Origin of the sequence: Actinoplanes regularis (assembly GCF_900188005.1) — a bacterium.
Lineage (GTDB): Bacteria > Actinomycetota > Actinomycetes > Mycobacteriales > Micromonosporaceae > Actinoplanes > Actinoplanes regularis.
On record NZ_FZNR01000001.1, the window covers coordinates 420541 to 445155 of the forward strand.

Here is a 24615-nt window from a genome sequence, read left to right on the forward strand (position 1 = left end):
AGTGACCCGACAAGCGGATGGACACGGGGTGACAGGCGAGGCTCTGATCGTTCTGGAGAACGTGAACAAGTGGTTCGGCCCGCTGCACGTGCTGCAGGATGTCGATCTGTCTGTCGCGCGCGGCGAGGTGGTCGTCGTGATCGGACCGTCCGGCTCCGGCAAGTCGACCCTGTGCCGGGCGATCAACCGGCTGGAGCCGATCGACTCCGGCTCGATCACCTTCGACGGCCGGAAACTGCCCGCCGAGGGCCGGGCGCTCGCCCGGCTGCGCAGCGAGGTCGGCATGGTCTTCCAGTCGTTCAACCTGTTCGCGCACAAGACCATCCTGCAGAACGTGATGCTCGGCCCGGTGAAGGTCCGCGGGGAGAAGCCCGCCGCGGCCCGTGAGCGCGCGATGTCCCTGCTGGAGCGGGTGGGCATCGCCAGCCAGGCGGACAAGTTCCCGGCCCAGCTGTCCGGCGGCCAGCAGCAGCGCGTCGCGATCGCCCGGGCCCTCGCCATGCAGCCCAAGGCGCTGCTCTTCGACGAGCCGACCAGCGCACTCGACCCGGAGATGGTCGGCGAGGTGCTGGACGTGATGACGTCGCTGGCAAAGGACGGGATGACCATGGTCGTGGTCACCCATGAGATGGGCTTCGCCCGGCACGCGGCGCACCGGGTGGTCTTCATGGCCGACGGGCAGTTGGTCGAGCAGGCTTCCCCGGCGGAGTTCTTCGCGAACCCGAAGAGCGACCGGGCGAAGGACTTCCTTTCCAAGATCTTGACGCACTGAGTAATCCCCCGATGACCGGCCCCCAAGCCGATTCCAGTCACCACTGGAGCAGAGGAGAGAGTTGATCATGGGCATGAAGCGGGTAGCGGTGTTTGCCACCGCTGCGACATTCGCCTTCACGCTGGCGGCGTGCGGCAAGGAGGGCACCCCGACGGCCAGTGGCGACAGCACCGCCAGTGGCGCGGCGCCGGTCTCCGACACCTGCCAGTCCTCGGGCGCGACCTTCACCGCGGACAGCGCCGCGGCGGTCGCCGGCAGCGCCACCTTCGACAAGATCAAGTCGGCCGGCAAGGTCGTCGTCGGGGTCAAGTTCGACCAGCCGAACCTGGGCTACAAGGACACCTCCGGCAAGCGCTGCGGCTTCGACATCGAGGTCGCCCAGTACATCGCGTCGAAGCTGGGTGTCGACCCGGCGAAGATCGAGTACAAGGAGATCCCGTCGGCCAACCGGGAGACCGCGATCAAGGGTGGGGAGATCGACTACTACGTCGGCACCTACTCCATCACCGACAAGCGCAAGGCGGACGTCGCGTTCGCCGGGCCGTACTTCGTCGCCGGCCAGGACCTGCTGGTCCGCAAGGACGAGTCGGCGATCACCGGCAAGGAGACCCTCAAGGGCAAGAAGGTCTGCTCGGCCACCGGCTCCACCCCGATCCAGCGGGTCCGGGACGAGAAGCTGACCGAGCCGGAGAACATCGTCGAGTTCAAGACGTACTCCGAGTGCGTCTCGCAGCTGCTCGACAAGAAGGTCGACGCCGTCACCACCGACGACGCGATCCTCAAGGGCTACGCCGCGCAGAACTCGACCGACCTGAAGGTCGTCGGCAAGCCGTTCAGCACCGAGAAGTACGGCATCGGCCTGCCGCACGACGACAAGGCGCTGCGCGACTACGTCAACAACCAGCTGGAGGCCGCGTTCAAGGACGGCACCTGGCAGAAGATCTACGACGGCACGCTGGGCAAGTCGGGCTCGCCGGCCACGCCGCCGGCCGTCGAGCGCTACTGATCCACATCGCTGGAACCGATGCCGGGCGGATCCGATCCGCCCGGCATCGGCCGGTGCGGGCGAAGGACGGGGAATGACGGAGTTCCTGCACGTACTGACGGACCACTGGAGCCTGTTCGGCAAAGGCTTCGGGAACACGGTGAAGCTGTTCCTGATCGCGGCCGTCGGGAGCCTGCTGCTGGGCGTCCTGCTCGGCGCGTTCCGGGTGTCACCGATCCCGGCGCTGCGCTGGTTCGGCGCGACGTACGTCAACATCGTGCGCAACACGCCGCTGACGCTGGTCTTCGCGTTCCTGGTCTTCGCCGTCCCGAAGCTCGACGTCGACTTCGAGTACTTCACCGCGGCCTTCGTCGCGCTCACGGTCTACACCGCGGCCTTCATCTGTGAGGTGGTCCGGGCCGGCGTCAACACGGTCCCACCGGGACAGGCCGAGGCGGCCCGGGCCCTCGGCCTCACCTTCGCCCAGGTGCTCACCCAGGTGGTGCTGCCGCAGGCGCTGCGCTCGATGGTGCCACCGCTGATGAGCGTCCTGATCGCGATGCTGAAGAACACCACCGTGGCGGCCGGCTTCTCGGTGCTGGAGGCCGGAGCCATCCCGGCCTACATGGCCGAGTTCGGCGAGCCGCAGTTCTACGTGCTGCTCTGGATCGCCATCGGCTTCCTGGTCCTGATCACGCCCCTGGTGCTGCTGCAGCGGTTCCTCGAGCGCAAGTTGGCGGTGGCGCGATGAGCGAGCTTGCGAGCGAATCAATGGACTCAGTCGATAGCTCATGGCGACGCCGGAGCGAAGCGGAGGTGGCGTCATGAGCGAGCTTGCGAGCGAATCAATGGACTCAGTCAATAGCTCATGGCGACGCCGGAGCGAAGCGGAGGTGGCGTCATGAGCGAGCTTGCGAGCGAATCAATGGACTCAGTCAATAGCTCATGGCGACGCCGGAGCGAAGCGGAGGTGGCGTCATGAGCGAGCTTGCGAGCGAATCAATGGACTCAGTCAATAGCTCATGGCGACGCCGGAGCGAAGCGGAGGTGGCGTCATGAGCTCTTCGGTGCTGTACGACCTGCCCGGCCCGCGTGGCCGCCGGCGCAACCTGATCATCGGGGTGCTGGCCACGCTGGCCATCGCCGCCCTGATCGCCTTCGTGGTCTACCGGTTCTACCGGACGGGTCAGTTCGAGGAGCGGCGCTGGGCGCAGTTCGAGTACCAGGCCGTCCAGATGGAGCTGGTCAACGGCCTGGTGGCCACGCTCAAGGCGGCCGGGATCGCGACGGTGCTGGCCCTGCTCTTCGGGGCGATCTTCGCAGCCGGGCGGCTCAGCGACCACCGGATCCTGCGCGGCCCATCGGTCGCGGTGGTCGAGCTGTTCCGGGCGATCCCGCTGCTGATCCTGATCTTCTTCGGGTACTACGTGCCGCTGCAGTACGGCTGGTCGATCAGCAACCTGTGGGCGCTGGTGATCGGCCTGACGCTGTACAACGGGTCGGTGCTTGCGGAGATCTTCCGGGCCGGCATCAACGCGGTGCCGCGCGGACAGTCCGAGGCGGCATACGCGATCGGGCTGCGCAAGAGCCAGGTGATGCGGATGATCCTGCTGCCACAGGCGGTCCGGTCGATGCTCCCGGCGATCGTCAGCCAGCTCGTGGTGCTGCTCAAGGACACCGCGCTCGGGTTCATCATCACGTACCCCGAGCTGCTCACGGTCGGGAAGACGATCGGTGGGCGGCTGACCTTCGGGTTCCCGTACGTGCCCGCGTACCTCGTGGTGGCGGCGATCTACATCGGGATCTGTGGGCTGCTGTCGGCCCTGGCGTGGTGGCTGCAGCGGCGGATGGGCCGGGTTCGGACCACCGCGGCGAAGCCGCTGCCGGTCACGGACGCGACGCGGCAGATCTGAGACGTCGGCGATCGCCTCGCGGCGGGACTCGGCTCTGCCTGGTCACGGTTCGCGATCGTTCGTACCGGATGATGGTTTTGATCTTGATTGGTGCCCTTATCGGGCCAGTTCGGTGACCCGGGACTCGCGGACGACCGTGACGCGGATCTGGCCGGGGTAGGTCAGCTCCTCCTCGATCTGCTTGGCGACGTCGCGGGCGAGCACAGCGGCGCCGATGTCGTCGATGTCGTCCGGGCGGACCATCACCCGGATCTCGCGACCGGCCTGCATCGCGAAGACCTTCTCGACACCGATCTTGCCGGCGGCGATCTCCTCGATCCGCTCCAGGCGCTTGACGTACGCCTCCAGGCTCTCCCGCCGGGCGCCCGGACGGCCGCCGGAGCAGGCGTCGGACGCCTGCGTCAGGACGGCCTCGATGGTCTGCGGCGGCACCTCGTTGTGATGCGCTTCGATGGCGTGCACGACGTCCTCGTGCTCGCCGTACTTGCGGGCCACGTCCGCGCCGATCAGCGCGTGGCTGCCCTCCACCTCGTGGGTCAGCGCCTTGCCGATGTCGTGCAGGAACGCCGCCCGCTTGATCGTCTTCGCGTCCAGCCCCAGCTCGGCGGCCATGATTCCAGCGATGTGCGCGGTCTCCACCAGGTGCTTGAGCACGTTCTGGCCGTAACTGGTGCGGTACCGCAGGCGGCCCAGCAGCTTCATCAGCTCCGGGTGGATATTGGTGATCCCGACGTCGACCAGGGCCTCCTCGGCGGCGCGGTCGCAGAGCCGCTCCACCTCGTTCTTGGCGCTGTCGAAGACCTCCTCGATCCGGTGCGGGTGGATCCGGCCGTCCAGCACCAGCTTCTCCAGGGTCAGCCGGCCCACCTCCCGGCGGACCGGGTCGAAGCAGGAGAGCAGCACCGCCTCGGGAGTGTCGTCGATGATCAGGTTGACCCCGGTGGTCGACTCGAAGGCCCGGATGTTGCGGCCCTCCCGGCCGATGATCCGGCCCTTCATCTCATCGCTCGGCAGGTGCAGCACGCTGACCACGCTCTCCGAGGTCTGCTCGCTGGCGATCCGCTGGATCGCGTCCACCACGATGTGCCGGGCCCGGGTGTCCGCGGTGTTCCGCGCGTCCGCCTCGATATCCCGGATCAGGATCGCGGCCTCGCGCTTGGCCTGCCCCTCGATCGACTCGATCAGCTCGCTGCGGGCGGTGTCCGCGGTCAGCCCGGCGATCCGCTCCAGCGCCTTACGCTTGGTCTCCTCGGCCGCGGCCAGGTCGGCCTCGCGGATGCTGAGCGCGGCCTCCCGCTTCACGAGATCCGACTCCAGCGACCCGAGGCGTCGCTCCCGCTCGACCAGACGCTCCACCTCGTCGGCGTGCAACCGCTCCCGCTCGTCGATCCGGGCGGCCCGGCGCTCGACCTCCGCGGCCTGCTCCTTGACCGTCGCGTTGAGCAGGGCGATCTCCCGCTCACCGGAGCGGCGGGCCGCGGTGCGCAGCTGCTCGACATCCGCCTCGGCCTGGCGGTGGGCATGCTCCAGGACGGTGTCGGCCTCGCTGTGCGCGTTCTCCAGCACCCGGCGGGCCTCAGCCCGGGCAGCGGCGGCCTCGGCCTTCGCGGCGGCGGCCTCGGCGCGGACCGAGGCGGCCTTGGCGTTCGCGTCGGCGACCTTCGCCTGGGCGTCGCCGACCTCCTGCTCCTGCCGATCCTGGGCATCCTGCCGTTCGGTCCGGAGTTGTCGCAGCGCTCGGGCGCCGAGCGTCAGTCCGGCGATCACCGACACGGCGAGCAAGACGACTGCTACCACGAGCACCCAGTACAACGGGGCCATCTCCCTTCGCTGCCAGCGCGGTGTGCACGCGCGCGGGCTCTGTGCGGGATGCCCGACCAAGGCAGATGACCACAGGCGGCCCCGGCTCACACGCTCCGCCGTACGGCTACCAGCTTCTCCTCTCGGGGAGGCTGGGTGCCGCCTGTTCCGGCTTCCCGGGGTGGCATTTGCCTATCCGGTCCGGTTCGTCGGTTTCTCTGGGTCCGGGCCCTGCTTTGCTGGGCTGGCCTCTTCGGGGCTGGCCCTTGCGGGGGCTGGCCTTTCCGGGGCTGGCCCTTGCGGGAGCTGGCCCTTCCGGGGCTGGGCGGCGAGCCGGTGGGTTTCCGGCTTTCCGGTCCTGCAGGCCGCTTCAGTGAGCCGGGTCCTGCAGGATGCTGCAGGATGCTGCAGCTACCTGCGGGCTGCCTCAGCAGGCCAATCATGCTGGCTGCCTCGGCTTCCTGCTGGCGCCCCAGCGGCCGTTCCTAACGGCTGCCTCGGCCCCTGCTGGCTGCTTCAGCTTCCCGCCGGCACCTCAACAGCCGTTCCAACCGGCTGCCTCGGCCCCCTGCTGACTGCTTCAGTGAGCAAGTCCTGCGGCTGCTTCAGCGGGCCGGGGTTCCGGCTCGGATCGGCTGCCTGGCTTGCGAGCGGCTTCGGGTCGGCTCGGCGGTCTCCCGCTTTGCCGGATGCTCGGCTGGTCGCTTCGCCCGCCCGGTTGTCGGTGCGGTGGGTTGCGCTCGACCAGCTGCGCGCATCCCTCGGTGCCGCCGGTCGTGCCGCTCACCGCTTCCGCCGCCCTTACGACCTGACCCGGCCCGACGCGTCGTCGACTTCGGCGGGGCGGAAGTGCCCCCACTCGCGCCGTCGTCACGACCGGTCCCGGTCCTGAGGGGTCGCCTGGCGTCCGGCGCTGAAGCCGCCTGGCGATCGTCAACGGAGTGTGACAAAGCCTTGAACGATTTCTCGCTCCTCAGGCCCTGTCGAACCCCGCCGGCGACGCCGGTTGGCTTCCACATCCGGGTCGGCTGCTGATGCCTCGGATCAGAGTGTGTGTAGTTGTGGGGTCGACCGCTGGTATGTCGCACCGCCTCCCGCGCGGTCAGCGGCAGGCGACGTCTTCAGCGGGCAAGCCCGCCAAGTGATGCCGTAATGTGATGCGATCTATGTTGTGACTGTTGCTTGCGATGGTCGAGCAAACCTTGTGTAACGCGAGGCTAGGTCGCGAGTGCCGCTTCGGTCAAGGACTCATGATTCGGCAGTGGATAGGACGTAGGGCACAGACTCGCTTAGGCCCAGCTCACGATATCGCCCGGATATTTCCGATGTGCCGTAACATCGAGCGCTTCTGGGGACGGGCCACCCACCCGAATCAGCGACCGCGGGAAGGCATCCAGCCATTATCCCGCGCGTCGGCAACCGACCGTCCATCGCACTGAGCGTGACGATGACCGGATGAGCCGTGTCAGGGCTGGGGATTTGCGACAAAATGGCTGATTTACTCGTGTCTCGGCTATATAGCTCCTATTGCGGCGACCGTCACCAATGCCCCCGGGCAGACTGCTCGAGCCGGTTGCGGCGACGGCTGTTCGCGAGTTGTCGAGCGGGCGAGCGGAAACCGGCTTGACTGGTCCGGGCCGATCGGGATCGGTTTCTCTCCGCTCATAGGCACTTGTTACAAAGCGCAACCATGGCCAAACTTTCCTCGGCCGGGTGGGATCGTGCACACAAGCTCGGCGAGTCCGGGTCGATAGGGAAGGTCAGCTGAGGACGGTCCGCCCCGCCCGCTCAGGGCCGCCCGCTCAGGGCCGCCCGCTCAGGGCCGCCCGCTCAGGGCCGCCCGCTCAGGGCCGCCCGCTCAGGGCCGCCCGCTCAGGGCCGCCCGCTCAGGGCCGCCCGCTCAGGGCCGCCCGCTCAGGGCCGCCCGCTCAGGGCCGCCCGCTGAGCGTTGTCAGGAGAGGGCTTCGTCCGCCTGATCGGCCAGGACATCCGCGTCCACGGCCTCGGCGGGTCCGGGTCGATTGGGAAGGTCAGCTGAGGACGGTCCGCCCCGCCCGCTCACGGCCGCTCGCCCCAGGGGCTCCCACTCAAGGCCGCCCGCTCAAGGCCGCCCGCTGAGCTTTGTCAGGAGAGGGCTTCGTCCGCCTGATCGGCCAGGGCATCGGCGTCCACGGCCTCGGCGAACTCGGCGGCTTCCTCGTCGCGGGCGGCCAGCGCGTCTTTGACGGCGCGGATGGCGATGCCTGCGGGGTAACCCTTACGAGCAAGCATGGCGACGAGACGCCGGAAGACGGCTTCCGGCGTGCCGGTGGCGGTACGCAGCTTGCGATCGACGAGAGCTCGGGCGATCGCCGCCTCCGACTCGTCGTCGACGGCGCCCAGGGCCTCGCTCGCCACCTCGGCGTCGACCCCGCGCTGCCGCAGCTCGTTGGCGAGCGCACGGCGGGCCAGACCCCGGCCGTGATGCCGGCTGGACACCCAGGCCCGGGCGAACGCCGCGTCGTCGATGATGCCGACCTCGTCATACCGGTCCAGGACTTCGGCGATGACCTCCTCGGAGATCTCCTTCCGGGCCATCGCCTTGGCCAGCTCGGCACGGGTCCGCGGGCGCGCGGCGAGCTGATGCAGACAGATCTCTCGCGCTCGCTCGGACTCACTCTGTTGAGACGAGGCTTTTCGAGCAGGCGCGTCGGCGGCACCTTCCGCCCTCCGACCAGCAACGCCGCTCCTCCGGCCAGCGGCGCCGTCCCCTCTCCCGCTGGCGCTGCTTTCTGCTCTCCGGCCAGCGGCGCCGTCTGCTCTCCCGCCGGCAACGCCGTCCGATCTCCGGCCAGCAATGCCGTCTCCCGGGCCAGCGGCACCTTCCGCTCTGCGGCCAGCGGCGCCTCCCAGCCCTCGGACGGACGTGTCGAAGGCGTCTCCCGTCCCCCGGACAGGCAGATCGAAGGCGACTCCGGCCTCCCGGGGAGACACGTCGAAGACGACTCCGGCCTCCCGGGCAGGCACATCGAAGGCAGCTCCGGCTAACGAGCCGGACAGGTCCGCGGCTTCCTCCGGGCTCTCGCTGGAGGAGCCGAAGGTCTGCCAGAGCCCCTCGTCGTCAGCCTCGGACCGGCGACGGCGCCCATAGGCACCGCGCCGGGACTCCCGCCGGACCGGGTCGCCTGAACTGTCACCATCAGACGCGTCGGCACCGGTCCGGGGCGGAATGGCATCCCATCCGCGCCCGGACCGGGCACCACGTCGTCCGGCCATCGCGGCTTACCGGATCAGAAGTCGACCGGCGGGAGCTCGGGGCCGCCGGCGGCGTCCCCGGCGGTCTGCCCGACGCCGAGCTTCTCCAGGATCTTCTTCTCGATCTCGGCGGCGACGTCGGGGTTCTCCTTGAGGAACTCCCGCGCCTTCTCCTTGCCCTGGCCGAGCTGGTCGCCGTCGTACGTGTACCACGCACCGGACTTGCGGATGATGCTCTGCTCGACGCCGACGTCGATGAGCGAGCCCTCGCGGGAGATGCCCTTGCCATACATGATGTCGAACTCGGCCTGCTTGAACGGCGCCGCGACCTTGTTCTTCACAACCTTGACCCGGGTACGGTTACCGACCACGTCGGTGCCGTCCTTCAGGCTCTCGATGCGGCGCACGTCGAGCCGGACCGACGCGTAGAACTTCAGCGCGCGACCACCGGTCGTGGTCTCCGGCGAACCGAACATCACGCCGATCTTCTCGCGGAGCTGGTTGATGAAGATCGCGGTGGTGCCCGTGTTGTTGAGCACGCCGGTGATCTTGCGGAGCGCCTGGCTCATCAGGCGGGCCTGCAGACCGACGTGGCTGTCGCCCATCTCGCCCTCGATCTCGGCACGCGGCACCAGTGCCGCGACCGAGTCGATGACGATGATGTCGAGCGCGCCGGAGCGGATCAGCATGTCCGCGATCTCCAGCGCCTGCTCACCGGTGTCCGGCTGGGACACCAGCAGCGCGTCGGTGTCGACGCCGAGTGCTCGCGCGTACTCCGGGTCCAGGGCGTGCTCCGCGTCGATGAACGCGGCGGTGCCACCGGCCTTCTGCGCGTTCGCCACCGCGTGCAGCGCGACCGTGGTCTTACCGCTGGACTCCGGCCCGTAGATCTCGATGACCCGGCCGCGCGGCAGGCCACCGACGCCGAGAGCGACGTCGAGGGCGATCGAGCTGGTCGGGATGACGGCCGTCTGCACGACGGGCCGCTCGCCGAGCCGCATCACGGAGCCCTTGCCGAACTGTTTGTCGATCTGTGCCAGCGCCAGTTCGAGCGCCTTTTCCCGGTCCGGTCCTGCCACCATTGCCGCCACCCCTGTATTGGACTTCGCGTTCTTCGCCACGGCCGACACGGTATGCGGTGGGTATGACAAAAATCCTCCGCCCTACCGAGGGCTGTGGATGGCCGAGTCGCTGTGGACAATAGCCGAACACTTGTACTACATCGAGCGACACGCCAGAACAAGCGTACGAAAAATGACTCACCGCAGCCGAGACGGCACCCGATCAGGGTATGCAGCCACCACGGCGCGCCAGATGGTAGCGGTATCGACACCCTGAGCAATGGCATCGTCGATGGTGCGGCCGCTCAGATCCGCAAAAGCGTGATCTGCCGCGAAGCTGCGGGCATAAGCCGCCCCGAACACCTGCTCGAGGCGTCCCCAAAAGTCCGTCAATCGCACGCACCGAGCCTACCCACGCGGATCCGGTGCGCCCTGTTCCGCGAAGACGGCCAGATCTCCTGTGACGTCCGGCACGCGCGTTCCTTCAACAGCCGGGTGCCGTACGTCGAGAGGACCGCACAGCACCCGATCGGCCGACGAATTCAGGCGGAGACGGCCTTGGCGGCGATCTTCAGGTCGTCAACCAGACCCTGATAGGCGATGTCCCGATTGTCCGCGCGCAGCACCGCCGACGGGTGGATCGTGGCCAGCGCCCGGATCTCAGCGACCGGGAAGTCCTCCGGATGCTCGGCCGACCCCGGCCACGCCATCAGCCGACCTCGGGAGCGGTTGACCCGGAACGACGGGCCCAGCAACGCCTTGCCGGCGGTCGCACCGAGGATGACCACGAGCTCCGGCTTCAACAGGGCGAACTCGGAGACCAGCCACGGGCGACAGGCGGTAATGTGGGCGGGGCCGGGCGTCTGATGGATGCGCCTGCTCCCCCGCAGCTCAAACCGGAAGTGCTTCACCGAATTCGTGATGTATAGATCGGTCGGGTCGATTCCGGCATCGTCCACGGCTTCCCGCAGCAGGCGTCCCGCCGGGCCGACGAACGGCAGGCCCTTCTGGTCCTCGATGTCACCCGGCTGCTCACCGACGAAGACGATCTTCGCGTGCGGAGCGCCCCGGCCGAAGACCGTCTGAGTCGCGTTCTCGTGGAGCTCACAGCCCTGGCAGCCGGCGGCGGCCTGCTTGAGCTCATCGATGCTGTGCGGTCGTGACGGCACCCACTGTTGGGCACCGGCCGGCGCTTCGATCCCTGGCATACCTCCGTTTCTACCCGTAGTCTCCCGCCGCACGCCGACCGGACTCACCTGTCCGGATTACCGGCTTCGCACCCGGGCGAGACGAGAGCAAGGTGCACGAATTCGTCGCATCAAAGCCGGACGCTCGCGGACGAGGCCACCGGTCCAGAGCAGAGCGCCCGCCTCTGAGGTCACCGCACCAGGGCAAAGCCCGCACAGGCCGCCGAACCAGAGCAGGTCGCTCGCATCCGAGGTCACAGCACCGGAGCAAGGCTTTGCGCACACGGTCACCGCATCAGAGCACCCCGAGCGGTGGGGCGGGCCGCCGCCGCGACCGCCGCGGCCAGTGCCGGCAGGTCCGGCTCGTCGAGCGGGCTGACGGTGATCCGGATACCGGGTGGTGAGGAGACCCGGAACAGCGCGCCGGCCGCCACCGCGTAACCCGCGTCGCGCAGCGCGGCGACCGCATGGGTCTCGTCGGGGACCGGAACCCAGACGTTGATGCCGGTGGCGCCGTAGGCCGGGACGCCCTGTGCGTGAAGCAGACCGATCAGGGCGGTGCAGCGAGCCGCGTACGAATGGGCGGCCTCCGCCACCAACTCGGTGACCTCGGCGTCGCGCCAGAGCTGGAGCAGTAGCCGCTGCGACAGGGTGGAGACCCAGCCCATACCGAGCCGCATCCGGCCGACGACCCGGGCGATCGACGTCTCGTCGCCGGCCAGCACGGCGATGCGCAGGTCCGGCCCGAACGGCTTCGAGGCCGACCGCACGAACGCCCACCATCTGGTCACCGGGCCAACGCAGTGCGGTGGCTCGAGGGACAGCTCGGCTGCGTGGTCGTCCTCCACCAACAGCACCTCGGGATGCTTGGCGAGCAGCTCCCGCAGCACGACGGCCCGGGCGGCGCCGACTGCGGCACCCGTCGGGTTCTGCGCGCGGACGGTGATCACCACGGCGCGCGCGCCGGCCCGCAACGCGGCGGCGAGCGACTCGGGCTCGGGCCCCTCCTGGTCCACCGCGACGGGCAGCGGCCGCAGGCCCAGGGCCGCGATCAGATCCAACAGGTTCGCCCAGCCGGGGTCCTCGACGGCGACCGCGTCGCCCGGCCGGAGATGAGCGGCGAGCAGGCGCTCCATCGAGTCGAGCGTGCTGGCAGTGACGGCGATCGCCGCGTCGGCGACCGGAACCCCCTCGGCGAGCAGACGGTGGCGGGCCACCTCGATCAGCTCCGGCATGGTCACCGCCGAGGCGTAGCCCCGCGCCGGGCCGACCTGATCGGCGAGCGCCCGCAGGGCCGGCCCCAACGGTGGCAGGAGGCGCAGGTCGGGCTCGCCCGCGGAGAGGTCCAGGACACCATCCGGCACGGCGAGCCGGACCACCGATCGGGGTGGTGCCACCGGAGGACGCAACCGGATCCGGGTGCCACGCCGGCCCTCGGTCTCCACGACGCCGCGTTGCCGTAGCTCCTGATACGCCTTGGCGACGGTGGCGGGGCTGACGTGCAGAGCGCCGGCCAGGACCCGCACCGGTGGCAGCGCCGCGCCGAAGACCCAGTCGCCTCGCACCACGCCGGATTCGATGCTCGCCGAAATCTCAGCGGCGGTCTGACCACTGACCTGATATTGTTCTGCCACAGCAAGAATTATGTACTAGTACAGGTCTACAGACAAGTGGATCGCACGCGAAATCGCGCCACCGGGGAGGTCCTGATGACCGATGTCTACGCCGCTACCGATCGCACCACCGCGACCCGCACGCGCGACCGCATGCACTACGACCGGGAGAGGGCGCACGCCATCCTCGACGAGGCGTTCGACTGCGCGGTCGGCTTCGTGGTGCAGGGCGAGCCCCGCGTGCTGCCGACCCTGCACGTCCGCGTCGGCGAGACGCTCTACCTGCACGGTTCCACCGGCGGCCGGATGGCACTGACGGCCGGCACCGACGGCATCCCGGTCTGCGTGAGCGTGACCCTGCTCGACGGCCTGGTCTACGGGCGCTCCCACATGCACCACAGCGCCAATTACCGCTCGGTGGTCGTGCACGGCGTCGCCCGGCCGGTCACCGACCTGGCCGAGAAGACAGCGGCCATGCACGCGCTGGTGGAGAAGTCCGGCGCCGGCCGTGCCGCGGACAGCCGGCCACCGACGAAGCGGGAGATGGCCCAGACCAACGTGCTGGCACTGCCGTTGGTCGAGGTGTCGGTCCGGGCGCGGGACGGCGGGGTGATCGACGATCCGGAGGACCTCGCCCTGCCGCACTGGGCCGGGGTGCTCCCGGTCCGCCGGGTCACCGGGCCGCCGGAGACCCAGGCGGGCGTCCCGGTGCCCCCACCCGCCTATCTGGCCGGCAACCCCACGACCGCCTGGCAGACCCCGGTCCTGCTGGAGGGCCGGCACGTCCGACTGGAGCCGCTGTCACCGTCGCATGCACCGGGCATGTTCGAGGCGCTGGACGACGAGGAGGTCTGGCGGCACATCCCGCAGCCACAGGCGCGCACCGTGGAGGACACGGCGGCGGACATCGCCGAGGTGATCCGTGGCCAGTGGCGGGGCGACCGCGCGGGCTGGGCCCAGGTCGACCCGGCCACCGGAGCCGTTATGGGCATCACCACCTACCACGACGTCGACCCGAATCGGCGATCGGTCGGGATCGGGCACACCATGCTCGGCCGGAAGTGGTGGCGGACCGGGGTCAACACCGAGGCGAAGCTGTTGTTGCTGGAGCGGGCGTTCGACGTGCTCGGTGCGGCCAAGGTCTTCTGGTACACGGACATCCGCAACGACCGCTCCCAGAACGCGATCGCCCGGCTCGGTGCCAGCCGGGACGGGTTGATCCGCAGGCAACGACTGCGGCCCGACGGCAGCTGGCGGGACACCGTAGTCTTCGCGCTGACCGCGGAGGAGTGGCCGGCCGCGGCGCAGCGCCTGCGGGACCGACTGGCCCTCGGCTGATCAGGCCGGGGAGGGTGTGACTCGTGCTTGGCATCACTGATTTCTGGACGTACGTACTCGGCGTGGTGGCGATCGTCCTGCTGCCCGGGCCCAACTCGATCTTCGTGCTCTCGGTCGGCGCCCGTCGTGGGGTGCGAGCCGGATACCAGGCGGCGGCCGGGGTGTTCCTCGGCGACGCGGTGCTCATGATCCTGTCCGCGACGGGTGTGTCCTCGCTGCTGGGGACGTACCCGCCGCTGTTCCTGGTGCTGAAGTACGCCGGCGCCGCATACCTTGCCTGGGTCGGCGTGAACATCCTTCGCTCCGCCTGGAGCCGGTGGCGGACCCGCGGCGAGGTGGCCGCCGCCGCGGTCGAGGAGGAGTTGGCCGAGATACAGCGGCCGTTCCGGCGGGCAGCGGTGATCAGCGTGCTGAACCCGAAGGCGATCCTGTTCTTCGTCTCGTTCTTCATCCAGTTCGTCGAGCCGGGGTACGCGCATCCGGCGCTGTCGTTCCTGGTGCTCGGGGCGGTCGTGCAGTTCTTCAGCGCGCTCTACCTGACCGCGCTGATCTTCGGCGGCCGCTCCCTGGCCGGACAGTTCCGGCGGCGCCGACGGCTGGCCGCCGGCGCGGCCACCGGAGTGGGCGCGCTGTTCGTCGGGTTCAGCATCAAGCTGGCAACGGCCAGTCTGAGCTGATCACGTCCGAGCACCTCGGGGCGCTCGGACGGAGCCCGAACACGCCCGGTCCGAGCGGACCACCACCGAGCACCTCAGGGCTCGGACCGAGCCCGAACGCGGATGCGCCAGGAGCGGCTCGCTGGCACACCGGACCGGATGAACGGCGGTCAACCGTGCTTGGTGCCGTTGGAGGGTGGGCCGCCGGGCCGCGTCGCCTTCGGCACCACCAGGGCACCGGCAGCCCGCCGCCCGTCGAAGAAGGCCGGCGAGAAGGCGGCGGCTCGCACTGATACGGGGGTCGCCGGCGACGATGCTGGCCGACGCTCCACCGGCCGGGTGGAGCCGCCCTGTCCGATCGGATCAATGCTGAGCAGTCTGCCGCCGAGCACGACGATCGCGAGAAGGCCACCGCCGAGCGCGATGACGGCCAGAAGACCGGCGATCGCCAGCCGGGTCACCGACCGGGAGCGGAGCGACCAGCGCCGCGGCGGCCACTCCTCCCAGGACGACGGGCCGGAGGCCCGGGAGCGGGGTGCGGGAATCGCGCGAACCAGCACCTGATTGCCGCGGCGCAGCGACGGGGTCACCGCGGGCTCGCCTACGGTGACCGGATGGCGATTCGGCCAAGACCGCGACGATTCGTGGCTCAACGGGACGCGGTGATCGCCGGCGCTGCGGGCACGGCCCGCAGCGGCCGCTGGGCCCCGAGAGACGAGGCTGTCGCTGGATTCGCCGGCGCGGGTGAACGCGCCCTCGATGTAGCCGCTCCGGGTAGGGGAGCTGCGCTCCCTGCCGGAAGCGATGGCCGCCTCCTCGACGTAACCACTCCGGGCACGAGAACTGTGCTCCCTGCCGGAAGCGGCGGACGCCTCCTCGACGTAACCACTCCGGCCACGAGAACCGTGCTCCCTTCCGGAAGCGGCGGACGCCTCCTCGACGTAACCACTCCGGCCACGAGAACTGTGCTCCCTGCCGGAAGCGGCGGACGCACCCTCGACGTACCCGTTCAGAGCATGGTCGCTATGCCCCCTGCGGGAAGCGCGGGCCGGTAGACCCTCCGGGGGTAGCCACCACCCATCCGAGTCGTCGGCGTCCTCCGGCGGCTCGCCGCCGACGACAGCAGACTCGAGATCCGCCGAGATGCCCGGCGGCTCGCCGGTCTGCGCCGAGGTCGCGACGGGGCTGGTTCGGGCCAGATCGCCGGTGTCCACGCGGTTCGCCCCGCCGAACCCCTTCGAACCGGCCGCGCTCCCCATCGGCTGATCGAACACGGTCGGGCGCGTCTCCTCGTCTGGGTCCGCACCACCCGCCGTGTGATCGACGAGCGGATGGTCGGCGGCGGGACTCCGGCACCACTGGGCGGCATCCGCCTCGACCACCGCCCTGAGCGTCCGCTCGACCTCCCGCGCACCCGGCCGCGCTTCCGGGTCGTACCGGAGAAGGCCCTCAAGGATCGGGCCGAGCGGCCCGGCCCGCTGCGGCGGGTCGGGGGACTCGGTGGCCAGCGCGGCCAGCGTCGCCATTGCACTGTCCCGGGCGAACGGGGACCGGCCCTCGACCGCCGCGTACAGCGTCGCCCCGAACGACCACAGGTCCGACGCCACCGTGGAGGCGCCGTCCCGGGCCCGCTCCGGCGAGACGTACTGAGGGGAGCCCACGATCAGGCCGGGCGTGGTGATCATGCCGTCGTCGACGAGCATGGCCAGACCGAAATCGGTCAGCAGGATCCGTCCGTCGGAGCCGATCAGGACGTTGTGCGGCTTGATGTCGCGGTGCAGGACGCCGGCCCGGTGCGCGGCGGTCAGCGCGTCCAGCACGGCCAGGCCGATCCGGGCCGCCTCGACCGGCGGGTACGGCCCCCTCGTGATCAACATCTGATAGAGCGACCGGGACGCGACGTATTCCATGACGATCCAGGACAGCCCCTCGGCGTGCATCACGTCGTAGACCCGGACCACGTGCGGATGCGTCAGTCGGGCCGCGCTCCGAGCCTCCCGCAGGGTCCGGTTGTGCAGCCGGTTCTTCTCGGCCTCGGCCATCCAGTCGGGCGGAACGATCTCCTTGATCGCGACGTCCCGGTCCAGCATCTGATCGCGGGCCAGCCAGACCCGTCCCATTCCACCTGCGCCGACCGGTTCCAGAAGACGGTACCGGCCTGCGACGAGCATCTGCCTGACCGCCATCGGCAACCACCCATCACGTCGGCTATCAGGATAATCAAGTACAGACCGCCCGAGGAACGACGATCACCCGGGCCCCGCCCCGGGTTCCGGCGGCGCGTTTTTGTCGTACGCCCGGGAGAGGATGGATGGCGTGCGAGAGGTGCTCGAGAAGTTCGGTCCGGCCACCAGGGCGTGGTTCACGGCCGCGTTCGCCGCGCCCACCGCCGCTCAGGACGGCGCCTGGCGGGCGATCGGCGCCGGCCGGCACGCGCTCGTGGTCGCGCCCACCGGTTCCGGCAAGACGCTGGCCGCCTTCCTCTGGGCCCTCGATCAGCTGGCCCGCGAGCCGATTCCCGAGCAGGTCCGACGCCGGTGCCGGGTCCTCTACGTGAGCCCGTTGAAGGCGCTGGCCGTCGACGTGGAGCGCAACCTGCGAGCGCCGCTCACCGGCATCAGGCAGGCGGCGGGCCGGCTCGGCCTGCCCCCACCCGAGATCACCGTCGGGATGCGTACCGGGGACACCCCCGCCGACGAGCGGCGCGGGTTCGCCCGCACCCCGCCGGACATCCTGATCACCACCCCGGAGTCGCTGTTCCTGCTGCTCACCTCGGCGGCGCGGGAGTCGCTGCGAGGCGTCGAGACGGTGATCATCGACGAGGTGCACGCGGTCGCGGCCACCAAGCGCGGTGCCCATCTGGCGCTCTCCCTGGAGCGGCTGGACGCGCTGCTGGATCGCCCGGCGCAGCGGATCGGCCTGTCCGCGACGGTGCGCCCGATCGAGGAGACCGCCCGGTTCCTCGGCGGTCCGCAGCACGTGGAGATCATCCGGCCGCCCAGCGTCAAGACGATCGAGGTGTCCGTCCAGGTGCCGGTGGAGGACATGACCCGGCTGGACGAGGCGCCCACCGACGACGATCCGGAAGGCGGCCGGCACACACCGTCGATCTGGCCGGCCGTCGAGGAGCGGGTGCTCGATCTGATCGAGGCGCATCGGTCGACCATCGTCTTCACCAACTCGCGACGCGGTGCGGAACGACTCTGCGCCCGGCTGAACGAGCTGGCCGGCGAACGCGCCGAGATCACCCGGCTCAACGAGCGCGGCGAGAGCACTTCTGCCGGTGGCTCGGGCGACCCCACGGCGGTGGTGGGCAACGGTGCCGCCGGGATGCCGGCGGCGATCATGGCCCAGTCCGCGGTCGCGCAGGGCGCTCCGCCCCTGATCGCCCGGGCCCACCACGGCAGCGTCTCCCGCGAGGAGCGCAAACAGATCGAGGAGGCGCTCAAATCCGGCCGGTTGCCCGCCGTCGTCGCCACCTCGAGTCTGGAGCTCGGCATCGACATGGGCGCGGTCGACCTGGTCGTCCAGATCGAGGCGCCGCCCACGGTGGCGGCCGGGCTGCAGCGCATCGGCCGGGCCGGCCACCAGGTCGGCGCGGTGTCGCGCGGGGTCGTCTTCCCCAAGCACCGCGGTGACCTGCTGTCCTGTGCCGTCGTCGCGGAGCGGATGAGCACGGGCGCGATCGAGGAGTTGCGCTACCCACGCAATCCGCTCGACGTGCTGGCCCAGCAGGTGGTCGCGATGGTGGCGCTGGAGCCCTGGCCGGTCGACGAGCTGGCCACGCTGGTCCGCCGGGCCGCACCGTTCGCCGAGTTGCCCGAGTCCGCCCTGCACGCGGTGCTGGACATGCTCTCCGGGCGGTACCCGTCGACCGCCTTCGCCGAGCTCCGCCCCCGGCTGGTCTGGGACCGCGGCACCGACCTGCTGACCGGCCGTCCGGGCGCCCAGCGGCTCGCCGTGACCAGCGGCGGGACGATCCCGGATCGGGGCACGTTCGGAGTCTTCCTGGCCGGGGCCGAGCGCGCCTCCCGGGTCGGCGAGCTGGACGAGGAGATGGTCTACGAGTCCCGGGTCGGCGATGTCTTCCTGCTCGGCTCGACCTCCTGGCGGATCGAGGACATCACCCCCGACCGGGTGCTGGTGTCGCCCGCACCGGGCGCCCCGGCCCGGATGCCGTTCTGGAAGGGTGACTCGCCGGGCCGGCCGATCGAGCTGGGCCGGGCGATCGGGGCACGACTGCGCACGCTGGCCAAGGCCGGCGACGATGCCGCTACCAGCGCGCTGCGCGAGTCCGGCCTCGACGACTGGGCGGCCGGCAACCTGGTGAGCTACTTGCGTGAGCAGCGGGAGTCCACCCGCCACCTGCCGGACGACCGGACCGTCGTGGTCGAGCGTTTCCGCGACGAGCTGGGCGACTGGCGGATGACCGTGCACTGTGTGCTCGGCGCCCGGGTGAACGCGCCGTGGGCCCTGGCGATCGGCCGCCGGCTCAGCGAGCGGTACGGCGTGGACGGCCAGGTGATGCCCTCCGACGACGGCATCGTGATCCGCCTCCCGGACACCGCGGACGAGCCGCCCGGCGCCGACCTGGTCGCGTTCGACGCCGAGGAGATCGCCCAGATCGTCGAGGATTCGGTGGGCACGTCCGCGCTCTTCGCCTCCCGGTTCCGGGAGTGCGCGGCGCGGTCACTGCTGCTGCCTCGCCGCGACCCGCGTCGCCGCCAGCCTCTCTGGCAACAACGGCAACGGTCGGCGCAGTTGCTCGACGTGGCCCGGGAGTTCGCCGACTTCCCGGTGACCCTGGAGGCGGCCCGCGAGTGCCTGCGGGACGTCTTCGACGTCCCAGGCCTCGTCGGCCTGATGCGGGAGATCTCCGGGCGCAAGGTCCGGCTGGTCGAGGCGGAGACCTCGCGGCCGTCGCCGTTCGCCCGGTCGCTGCTCTTCGGATACGTGGGCGCTTTCCTGTACGAGGGGGACGCGCCCCTGGCCGAGCGGCGCGCAGCGGCTCTGGCCCTGGACTCGACCCTGCTCGGCGAGTTGCTCGGCCGGGTCGACCTGCGGGAGCTGCTCGACCCGGCGGTGGTGATCGAGGCCGAGGCGCAGTTGCAGTGGCGGACCACGCAGCGCAGCCCGCGCGACCGGGAGGACGCGGCCGAGCTGCTCCGGCTGCTCGGGGAACTGTCCGTCGCGGAGCTGACCGAGCGCGGCGTGCCCGAGGACTGGGTGCTGTCGCTGGAGGCGGACCGCCGGGCCATCCGGGTGCGGGTGGCCGGCGAGGAGCGCTGGATCGGGATCGACGACGCGGGGCGGTACCGGGACGCGCTCGGGGTGGCGCTGCCGGTCGGGATCCCCGAGGCGTACCTGGAACCGGTCGCCGATCCGCTCGGTGACCTGGTCGCGCGGTATGCGCGCACGCACGGACCGTTTGCGGCGGCGACCTGCGCGGCCCGGTTCGGGCTGGGCGTCTTCGTGGTGGAGCAGGCGCTCAAGCGGCTGAGCGCGACCGGCCGGGTCACCTCCGGCGAGTTCTCCCCGGACGGCGCGGGCACCGAGTGGTGTGACGCCGAGGTGCTGCGCATGCTGCGGCGGCGATCGCTGGCGGCGCTGCGGCGGGAGATCGAGCCGGTGCCGCCGAAGGCGCTGGCCGCGTTCCTGCCCCGGTGGCACCAGGTGGGCGGGAACGCTCGCGGGGTGGACGCGCTGGCAGCGGCGATCGAGCAGGTACAGGGGCTGGCGGTGCCGGCCTCGGCCTGGGAGCGGCTGGTGTTGCCGGCGCGGGTGGCCGACTACACGCCGCCGCTCCTCGACGAGCTGTGCGGGAGTGGGGAGGTGTTGTGGGCAGGGTCCGGTTCGATCGCGGGCGGCGACGGATGGGTCACCCTGGCGTACGCGGACAGTGCGCCCCTGCTGCTCCCCCCGGCCGACGACGAGTTGGCGCTGACCCCGGAGCACCAGGCCGTGCTGGACGTGCTCGGGGACGGCCAGGCGCTGTTCTTCCGGTCGCTCGCCGACCGGGTCGGTTCGACCGACGATGCCGGCCTGGCCGCGACGGTGTGGGACCTGGTGTGGGCCGGGCACCTGACCAACGACACGTTCGCTCCGCTGCGGGCACTGCTCGGCGGCAGCGGCGCCCACAAGGCCAGGTCGACGCCGGCCCGGACCAGGTACCGCCGGCCGGGACGGCCCAGCCTGCCGTCGCGGACCGGTCCGCCGAACATGGCCGGGCGCTGGTCACGCCTGCCGGATCGTGACCTGGATCCGACCCGGCGCGCGGCCGCGCTCGCCGACCTCCTGCTGGAGCGGCACGGGGTGGTGACCCGGGGCGCGGTGCTGGCGGAGGGTGTGACCGGCGGTTTCGCTGCGGTTTATCCGGTGCTGAGCGCGCTGGAGGAACGCGGTGCGGCGCGCCGCGGTTACTTCGTGGAGGGCCTGGGGGCGGCGCAGTTCGCGGTGCCGGGGGCGGTGGACCGGCTGCGGGCCTTAGCGGAACCGGCCGAGCTGGCCGCGCGTACGAGGGTGGGGGCGCTGGTGCTGGCCGCGGCGGATCCCGCCAATCCGTACGGGGCGGCGCTGCCCTGGCCGGAGCGGATCGTGGACAGTGGCGACGGCGAGCCGGTCGCGAAAGCCGGGCACCGGGCCGGGCGCAAGGCGGGGGCGCTGGTCGTGCTGGTCGGGGGTGAACTGGTGCTCTACGTCGAGCGGGGCGGGCGGACCCTGCTGTCGTTCGTGGACGATGCCGGGGCGTTGACGGCTGCCGGGCAGGCGCTGGCGGCTTCGGTGCGGTCGGGTGCGCTGGGGCCGATGTCGGTGGAGCGTGCGGACGGCGAGTCCGTGCACACGTCGCCGCTGCGGGACGCCCTGACCGCGGCAGGTTTCCGGGCAACCCCACGCGGCCTGCGCCTGCGCGGTTAGCGGAGAACAGTCACCGCAAACCGGCCCGGAGAGCACCCACCCGCAAACCGACCCGGGAAACAGCCACCCGCAACCAGCCCGGAGAACAGCCACCCGCAAACCGGCCGGAGAGCAACCGCCCGCAACCAGCCCGGAGAACAGCCGCCGAAACCGCTCGGCGGCCGCCCCGGAGGACGGCCGCCCACAGAACCGCGACGCGCCGCTCAGAGCTTCGGCTGGACCTCGGAAGCGACCAGGTTCACGTGATCAATGTCGGCCAGGTCGAGGACCTGCAGGTAGAGCCGGGACGCCCCCGCCTCGCCGTACCGTCCGATGATCTCGATCGCTTCCGCGGGCGTACCCACGATGCCGCCGTTCTCCCGCATCTCCTCGACCTCACGGCCGATCGCGGCGGCCCGGCGGCGCACTTCGGCGTCGTCCCGGCCGACACAGAGCACCGCAGCCGCGCTGAACGCCGGCGGCTCGGCGCGACCGATCGCGGCGCTGGCCGCACGGACGCGTTCGTACAGCGGGGAAAGCTCTTCGATCTTGGAGAACGGGGCGTTGAACTCGGCCGCGTAACGCGCGGCGAGCTCCGGCGTGCGCTTCTTGCCGTGCCCACCGACGATCACCGGCAGCGGCGACTGGACCGGCTTGGGCAGCGCGGGCGAGTCGCTGAGCTGGTAGTGCTTGCCGTCGAAGCGGAACGTCTCGCCGACCGGCGTACTCCACAGCTTGGTGATGATCTCGAGCTGCTCCTCGAGCCGGTCGAAGCGCTCGCCGACCGACGGGAACGGAATGCCGTACGCCTGGTGCTCGGCCTCGAACCAGCCGCCGCCGAGCCCGAACTCGATCCGTCCGCCGCTCATCGCGTCGACCTGGGCGACCGCGACGGCCAGCGGCCCGGGCAGCCGGAACGTCGCGGAGCTGACCAGCGTGCCGAGCCGGATCCGGGAGGTCTGCACGGCCAGCGCGGCCAGCGTGATCCAGGCGTCGGTGGGTCCGGGCAGGCCGGACCCGTCACCCATCCGGAGGTAATGGTCGGAACGGAAGAAGCCGTCGAAACCGCCGTCCTCGGCGGCCTTGGCCACCCTCAGCAGGTCGTCGTAGCTGGCACCCTGCTGGGGTTCGGTGAAGATCACGAGACGCATGACATCAACCCTGCCAGATCCGTGCGGCGCGCCCGGGCCGCTTCCGGCGGCGACTGGCAGTAACTTGGCCACCATGGCCGGTTATGGATGGATCAGTTTCACCACCGACTATGGCACCTTCGACGGTTTCGTCGCGGCCTGCCACGGGTCGATCGCCCGGGTCACGCCGGAGGTTCGCGTGATCGATGTCACACACCATGTGCCGCCCGCCGACGTCATCCGGGGTGCCGCCGTGCTGGCCCAGACCGCGCCCTTCCTTCCGCCCTCGGTCCATCTCGCGGTGGTCGATCCCGGTGTCGGCACGGCACGTCGCGGAGTGGTCCTGGTCACTCCGAACGGCCTGTTCGTCGGCCCGGACAACGGCCTGCTGATCTGGGCCGCCGAGGCGCTCGGCGGGATCACCGCGGCGTTCGAGCTGAACAATAAGGACTGGATGCTCGGCGACGTGTCACGCACCTTCCACGGGCGGGACGTGTTCGCCCCGGCCGCGGCCCGGCTCGCGTCGGGCGCGGAACCGGCCGAGGCCGGTCCGGCCGTCGACCCGGCCTCGCTCGTCCGCCTCCCCGACCCGGTGACCAGCGTCGGCGACGGCTGGATCGAGGCCGAGGTGCTGACCGTGGACCGGTTCGGCAACGTGCAGTTGGCCGCCGGCGGCTCGATGCTCACCGGCCTCGGCTCGGACCTGACGGTGAACGGCACGGTGCGAGCCCGCCGGGGCGCCACCTTCGCCGACGTCAACGCCGGCGAACTTCTGGTTTACACCGATTCCGCGGACCAGGTCGCGATCGCGGTGAACAACGGGCGCGCGGTGGTCGTCCTCTCCGTCGTCCCGGGCGACATCGTCCGCATCGCCGAACGCCGATAGACCCGGTGGGCGCGACGCCGGCGACGGGTCGCGCTCAAAACCATTCCCTGGTACGACCGATGGAGTCCCGTTCACAGGCCTCGCGGCCTCGTCCCGTGCGAATCTCGCGCGGCGTGACCCCGGCGTACGACCGCCACGCGCTCCCGGCCGCCGATGAGGACGGGCACGACCCGAGACGCGCGCCGCGACCCAAGACGCGGTGCCGGCCGAGTCACGACGCAGCTCGAGACGCCAGACGGCCCGAGGCACGACGCGGGCCAAGGCACGACGCGGGCCAAGGCACGACGCGGGCCAGGCGCATCGCGGGCCAAGGCACGACGGGACGGCCACGGTAGGGCGGACCGGTGAACGAATCCGGTCAAAGCGCGGAAGGATGGTGCTCATGCCGGAAGGGGACACCGTCTGGAACACCGCGCGCGTCGTCGAGCGCGCCGTGACCGGTGAGGTCCTGACCGGTTCTGACTTCCGGGTGCCGAGACTGGCAACCACCGACCTGACCGGGTGGACGGTGGCCGAGTCCGCCAGTCGCGGGAAGCACCTGCTGCTCCGGCTGACCCGCGACGGCCGGGAACCGCACACCCTGCACTCACACCTGCGGATGGAGGGCGCCTGGCGGACATACGCGCCGGGTGAGCGCTGGACCGGCCGCCCCGCACACCTGATCCGGGTGGTGCTGCGTACCGCCCGCTCGGTAGCGGTCGGATACCACCTGCACGACCTCGCGCTGGTGCCGACAGCGGACGAGGGAAGCCTGGTCGGCCATCTGGGGCCCGACCTGCTGGGCCCCGACTGGGATCCGGCCGAGGCGGTTCGCCGGATCGCCGAGCACCCGGACGCGACAATCGCCGAGGCCCTGCTCGACCAGCGGAATCTGGCCGGTGTAGGCAACCTCTACAAGGCCGAGACGCTGTTCCTGCGCGGCCTGTGGCCGTGGACCAGGGTTGCCGAGGTCAACGACCTGACCGGGACGGTCGAGCTGGCCCAGCGCCTGGTCGCGTCGAACCGGGGTCGCTGGACGCAGACCACGACCGGCTCGTTGCGCCGAGGCGAGACCAGTTACGTCTACGGGCGGCGCGCCCAGCCGTGCCGCCGCTGTGGCACAGCGATCCAGAAGGCCGAGAAGTCACCCGTCCCCGGCGACGGAGA

At 70.7% G+C, this 24615-nt stretch carries 16 protein-coding genes and 1 pseudogene; 9 read left to right on the top strand and 8 right to left on the bottom strand.

All coding sequences use genetic code 11. The features are described from left to right. Positions 1 to 28: 28 nt before the first annotated feature. The 4 genes from CHC09_RS01800 (at position 29) to CHC09_RS01815 (ending at position 3670) form a co-directional block, all read left to right on the top strand. Complete coding sequence (locus CHC09_RS01800; RefSeq protein WP_089291155.1) at positions 29 to 772, top strand: amino acid ABC transporter ATP-binding protein; 744 nt, start codon at positions 29 to 31, stop codon at positions 770 to 772. A 67-nt stretch (positions 773 to 839) separates the two neighbouring features. Further along, on the top strand, positions 840 to 1778 hold the full coding sequence (locus CHC09_RS01805) for a glutamate ABC transporter substrate-binding protein (RefSeq protein WP_089291156.1): 939 nt from the start codon (positions 840 to 842) through the stop codon (positions 1776 to 1778). 73 nt (positions 1779 to 1851) lie between these two features. Further along, positions 1852 to 2508 carry an amino acid ABC transporter permease gene (locus CHC09_RS01810; protein ID WP_089291157.1) on the top strand — a complete coding sequence of 219 codons (657 nt, stop codon included), beginning with the start codon at positions 1852 to 1854 and terminating at the stop codon, positions 2506 to 2508. A 304-nt stretch (positions 2509 to 2812) separates the two neighbouring features. Then, the gene (locus CHC09_RS01815) at positions 2813 to 3670 is read left to right on the top strand and encodes an amino acid ABC transporter permease (RefSeq protein ID WP_218827153.1); all 858 of its coding nucleotides are present in this window, start codon (positions 2813 to 2815) and stop codon (positions 3668 to 3670) included. Positions 3671 to 3766: 96 nt separating this feature from the next. Here the strand turns inward: CHC09_RS01815 and rny are convergent, their stop codons facing one another. The 6 genes from rny to CHC09_RS01845 form a co-directional block, all read right to left on the bottom strand. Continuing rightward, on the bottom strand, positions 3767 to 5491 hold the full coding sequence (gene rny / locus CHC09_RS01820) for a ribonuclease Y (protein ID WP_089291159.1): 1725 nt from the start codon (positions 5489 to 5491) through the stop codon (positions 3767 to 3769). Between the two features lie 2103 nt (positions 5492 to 7594). Beyond that, positions 7595 to 8308, bottom strand: coding sequence for a regulatory protein RecX (locus CHC09_RS01825; RefSeq protein WP_089291803.1), 714 nt, complete (start codon positions 8306 to 8308; stop codon positions 7595 to 7597). A 431-nt stretch (positions 8309 to 8739) separates the two neighbouring features. Continuing rightward, positions 8740 to 9786, bottom strand: a complete 1047-nt coding sequence (recA, locus tag CHC09_RS01830) for a recombinase RecA (protein ID WP_089291160.1) — start codon at positions 9784 to 9786, stop codon at positions 8740 to 8742. A gap of 177 nt (positions 9787 to 9963) precedes the next feature. Further along, positions 9964 to 10164, bottom strand: coding sequence for a DUF3046 domain-containing protein (locus tag CHC09_RS01835; RefSeq protein ID WP_089291161.1), 201 nt, complete (start codon positions 10162 to 10164; stop codon positions 9964 to 9966). Positions 10165 to 10307: 143 nt separating this feature from the next. After that, on the bottom strand, positions 10308 to 10973 hold the full coding sequence (locus tag CHC09_RS01840) for a UdgX family uracil-DNA binding protein (RefSeq protein ID WP_089291162.1): 666 nt from the start codon (positions 10971 to 10973) through the stop codon (positions 10308 to 10310). Positions 10974 to 11239: 266 nt separating this feature from the next. Next, positions 11240 to 12586: an aminotransferase class I/II-fold pyridoxal phosphate-dependent enzyme gene (locus CHC09_RS01845; RefSeq protein ID WP_089291163.1), complete on the bottom strand. Its 1347-nt coding sequence runs from the start codon at positions 12584 to 12586 to the stop codon at positions 11240 to 11242. A 75-nt stretch (positions 12587 to 12661) separates the two neighbouring features. Here CHC09_RS01845 and CHC09_RS01850 point away from each other — a divergent pair, with 75 nt between their 5' ends. Beyond that, positions 12662 to 13903, top strand: coding sequence for a bifunctional pyridoxamine 5'-phosphate oxidase family protein/GNAT family N-acetyltransferase (locus CHC09_RS01850; protein WP_089291164.1), 1242 nt, complete (start codon positions 12662 to 12664; stop codon positions 13901 to 13903). Between the two features lie 23 nt (positions 13904 to 13926). After that, entirely contained in the window at positions 13927 to 14580 is a 654-nt protein-coding gene (leuE, locus tag CHC09_RS01855) for a leucine efflux protein LeuE (RefSeq protein ID WP_089291165.1), read from the top strand. A gap of 149 nt (positions 14581 to 14729) precedes the next feature. On the opposite strand, the gene CHC09_RS47055 is transcribed toward leuE, so the two are convergent. Then, positions 14730 to 16745, bottom strand: a complete 2016-nt coding sequence (locus CHC09_RS47055) for a serine/threonine-protein kinase (RefSeq protein WP_203833021.1) — start codon at positions 16743 to 16745, stop codon at positions 14730 to 14732. A 121-nt stretch (positions 16746 to 16866) separates the two neighbouring features. On the opposite strand from CHC09_RS47055, the gene CHC09_RS01865 reads away from it, so the two are divergent. Then, complete coding sequence (locus tag CHC09_RS01865; RefSeq protein WP_089291166.1) at positions 16867 to 21474, top strand: ATP-dependent helicase; 4608 nt, start codon at positions 16867 to 16869, stop codon at positions 21472 to 21474. 203 nt (positions 21475 to 21677) lie between these two features. On the opposite strand, the gene CHC09_RS01870 is transcribed toward CHC09_RS01865, so the two are convergent. After that, complete coding sequence (locus CHC09_RS01870; protein ID WP_089291167.1) at positions 21678 to 22604, bottom strand: LLM class F420-dependent oxidoreductase; 927 nt, start codon at positions 22602 to 22604, stop codon at positions 21678 to 21680. Between the two features lie 73 nt (positions 22605 to 22677). Between CHC09_RS01870 and CHC09_RS01875 the strand changes: the two genes are divergently transcribed. Beyond that, positions 22678 to 23469 (top strand): SAM hydrolase/SAM-dependent halogenase family protein, encoded by a 792-nt coding sequence (locus CHC09_RS01875; protein ID WP_089291168.1) that lies wholly within the window; start codon positions 22678 to 22680, stop codon positions 23467 to 23469. A 382-nt stretch (positions 23470 to 23851) separates the two neighbouring features. Then, positions 23852 to 24589: pseudogene (locus tag CHC09_RS01880) on the top strand (DNA-formamidopyrimidine glycosylase family protein); the annotation flags it as partial. Positions 24590 to 24615 lie beyond the last annotated feature (26 nt).

Coding starts and splice junctions, on each gene's coding strand:
- CHC09_RS01805 (WP_089291156.1), top strand. CDS start 840: ATGGGCATGAAGCGGGTAGCGGTGTTTGCCACCGCTGCGACATTCGCC.
- CHC09_RS01810 (WP_089291157.1), top strand. CDS start 1,852: ATGACGGAGTTCCTGCACGTACTGACGGACCACTGGAGCCTGTTCGGC.
- CHC09_RS01815 (WP_218827153.1), top strand. CDS start 2,813: ATGAGCTCTTCGGTGCTGTACGACCTGCCCGGCCCGCGTGGCCGCCGG.
- rny (WP_089291159.1), bottom strand. CDS start 5,491: ATGGCCCCGTTGTACTGGGTGCTCGTGGTAGCAGTCGTCTTGCTCGCC.
- recA (WP_089291160.1), bottom strand. CDS start 9,786: ATGGTGGCAGGACCGGACCGGGAAAAGGCGCTCGAACTGGCGCTGGCA.
- CHC09_RS01840 (WP_089291162.1), bottom strand. CDS start 10,973: ATGCCAGGGATCGAAGCGCCGGCCGGTGCCCAACAGTGGGTGCCGTCA.
- CHC09_RS01850 (WP_089291164.1), top strand. CDS start 12,662: ATGACCGATGTCTACGCCGCTACCGATCGCACCACCGCGACCCGCACG.
- CHC09_RS47055 (WP_203833021.1), bottom strand. CDS start 16,745: ATGGCGGTCAGGCAGATGCTCGTCGCAGGCCGGTACCGTCTTCTGGAA.
- CHC09_RS01865 (WP_089291166.1), top strand. CDS start 16,867: ATGGATGGCGTGCGAGAGGTGCTCGAGAAGTTCGGTCCGGCCACCAGG.
- CHC09_RS01870 (WP_089291167.1), bottom strand. CDS start 22,604: ATGCGTCTCGTGATCTTCACCGAACCCCAGCAGGGTGCCAGCTACGAC.
- CHC09_RS01875 (WP_089291168.1), top strand. CDS start 22,678: ATGGCCGGTTATGGATGGATCAGTTTCACCACCGACTATGGCACCTTC.